Raw genomic sequence first — 3,025 nt, forward strand, 5'->3', positions numbered from 1 at the left:
AAAAGGTCGAGCTGATGACCACCGCAGGGACGACGGATTATGACGAATGTCTGGCGTGCCAGTAGCATCAAAGCACAGCGGATCAGGATCGAGCGAATAGAATGAGGGCAGGAGCAGGAGCATATCTGGTGATGTTCGGGATCATGGTGATCCTGATCGTTCTGATCATGGCATTTTATCCGCAATATCGCGTCTATTCGCAGCGATTGGCGGGCGAAGCTTCCCTGGCTGAAGCGCAATCATCCCGGCAAGTCGCGGTTTTGGAAGCGCGTGCAAGACGGGAAAGCGCGAAAGAACTGGCCGCTGCTGAAATTCTGCGGGCGGAAGGGGCGGCCAAGGCCAATGCAATTTTGCAGGACAGTTTGGGTGGTCCGGATGGCTATTTGCGATATTTGCAGATTCAGGCACTGGAATCGTCCCGCGCGTCCTTGATTTATGTTCCAACCGAAAGCGGTTTGCCGATCACGGAATCCGCTAGAATTAGACAAGGTCAATGATGGAAAGTTGACACATTAGACTTTGCCCACTGCCCCCTCCCTTTTGCTCCTTTCGGGAGGGGGCCGTTTTTGAAAGTAAAGGCGCGCGCAGCACATCAATTGTCATCCCAGCGAAGGCTGGGATCCAGACCAAAATATGCTGTATGAAACAAGATTGGATTAGGCCCCAGCCGCCGCTGGGGTGACGAGTAAAGCGGAGAACGAGTTAACATGTCACTTCTGGAAGCACGCAAAACCTACAAGCCCTTTGAATATCCCTGGGCCTATGAATTCTGGAAGCGGCAGCAGCAGATCCACTGGATGCCGGAAGAAGTGCCGCTCGGCGAGGATTGCCGCGACTGGGCGCAGAAGCTGACCGATCACGAACGCAATCTGCTCACGCAAATCTTCCGCTTCTTCACCCAGGCCGATGTCGAGGTGCAGGATTGCTATCACGACAAATATGGCCGGGTGTTCAAACCGACCGAAATCAAGATGATGCTGACCGCGTTCAGCAACATGGAAACCGTCCATATCGCCGCTTACTCGCATCTGCTCGACACGATCGGCATGCCGGAAAGCGAATATTCGATGTTCCTCGAATATGAAGCGATGAAGGACAAGCACGACTATATGGGCACATTCGGCGTCGACAATGACGAGGATATCGCCAAGACGCTGGCGATGTTCGGCGGCTTCACCGAAGGGCTGCAGCTGTTCGCCAGCTTCGCCATGCTGATGAACTTCCCGCGCTTCAACAAGATGAAGGGCATGGGCCAGATCGTCTCCTGGTCGGTCCGCGACGAAAGCCTGCACTGCGAGGGCATCATCAAGATGTTCCACACCTTCGTGCAGGAACGCGACTGCCTGACCAAGTCGGTCAAGGAAGATATTATCGACTGCTGCCAGAAAACCGTCCGCCTGGAAGATGCCTTCATCGACCTCGCGTTCAGCGACGGCCCGGTCACCGGCATGACCGCCAAGGAAATCAAGCGCTACATCCGCTATATCGCCGACTGGCGTCTGGGGCAGCTCGGCTTCCAGCCGATCTACATGGTCGAAGACCACCCGCTGCCATGGCTGGCGCCCCTCCTGAACGGCGTCGAACACGCCAATTTCTTCGAAGCCCGCGCCACCGAATATTCAAAAGGCGCGACCAAGGGCGAGTGGAACGACGTCTGGTCAAGCTTCGACCAGCGCAAGGGCAAGGTCGCGAACGAGGACGAAGTGGCCGCGGATGACGGGCCGGATATGTTTGCCGAAGCCGGGGTTGCTGCGGAGTAGGGGCTTGTTAAAAGGTTTTACCATTGGAGGCTTTCGAAATTTCGATGGTACTCCGCAATGGATAAGTCCTCTTTCTCAAATTAATATTTTTATCGGTTCCAACAATTCCGGTAAATCTAATATCCTCCGTTATATTGCTACAGTTCTAGCACCTTCTGTTGTGCCAAATGCGAATGACCGGATCGACCTAAAGGCGAATGACCTACCACAAAATGGCAGAAAGGCAGATTACATCCAGTGGCTGCTACCATTTGATTCAGACACAGGTGAAGGATTGTGTGGTGAAGGCAGAAGATGGAATCCAAGCTGGGCAAGCGTGACTGATCATTTCAAGCATGATGACGAGCATCTCGTTGCAACAATAAGTTTCCCACGTGACCATGGCCCAATAAAATTTGAGTCCCGCAAATATCCTCCGGCGGCGGATATGGCGCAGCATGATGTTAGTAGGATGTGGACATCACTAACGGGAACGTCGGGAGGGTCGTTTGAGCAACACTGGTATCCCGGGGTTGGAAATGAAATAGTTAAGGCTGCAGCACTCAATCTCCAGCCGCACTACATCAAGACGTTTCGATTAGTGTCAACAAGGTTGGCCGAATTTGAAAGCGAATACCCGATCGCCTCTGCGGATGGTCATTTGATCGACCAACTTAGCGAACTGGAAAGGCCAAATTGGGACCAACAGCAGAAGAAGGAGGATTTCGCGAATCTAGAAAGTTTTGTTCGTGAGCTTTTGGAAGACGACGAAGTATCAATAGAGATAGCGAGCAATAAGACCCATATTATTGTCAATGCGAACGGTAGGCATATTCCGTTAGAAGCTTTAGGATCCGGCATCCATGAAGTATTTATGCTAGCAGCCGAAATCGTGCTCAATAAGAATTCAGTTATTCTATTGGAAGAACCGGAAACGCATTTACATCCTGCGCTTCAGAAGAAACTTATGATGTTTCTCTCCCGGCAAAACAACAGTCAATTTTTCATTACAACTCACTCGAATGCGATAATAGATGCTGAAAAGGCATCCGTTTTCTACGTCGATCAAATCGATAATCGTGCTACAGTTACACCTCTTTTGACTAATCAAGAGAAGTATAACGTATGCAGAAATTTGGGCTACAAAGCTAGTGACCTCCTGCAATCTAATTGTGTAATATGGGTGGAAGGGCCATCTGATAGGATTTACCTAAATGATTGGATAGCAAAGAATAACTCAGCTTTGCTTGAGGGTATTCACTATAGCATCATGTTTTACGGTGGTG

The 3,025-nt window shown here is 50.8% G+C and carries 3 protein-coding genes; all 3 read left to right on the top strand.

The features are described 5' to 3' along the window. The first annotated feature begins 131 nt into the window (after positions 1-131). Complete coding sequence (locus tag C8024_RS10760) at positions 132-497, top strand: membrane protease subunit (RefSeq protein ID WP_173204967.1); 366 nt, start codon at positions 132-134, stop codon at positions 495-497. Positions 498-707: 210 nt separating this feature from the next. Continuing rightward, a complete protein-coding gene (locus tag C8024_RS10765; protein ID WP_173204960.1) occupies positions 708-1,760 on the top strand; it encodes a ribonucleotide-diphosphate reductase subunit beta in 1,053 nt (350 codons plus the stop codon). 4 nt (positions 1,761-1,764) lie between these two features. Continuing rightward, the coding region (locus tag C8024_RS10770; RefSeq protein WP_173204964.1) for an ATP-dependent endonuclease at positions 1,765-3,025 on the top strand (1,261 nt) is incomplete at its 3' end.

Origin of the sequence: Sphingopyxis sp. BSNA05 (assembly GCF_013265645.1) — a bacterium.
Taxonomy (GTDB): Bacteria; Pseudomonadota; Alphaproteobacteria; order Sphingomonadales; family Sphingomonadaceae; genus Parasphingorhabdus.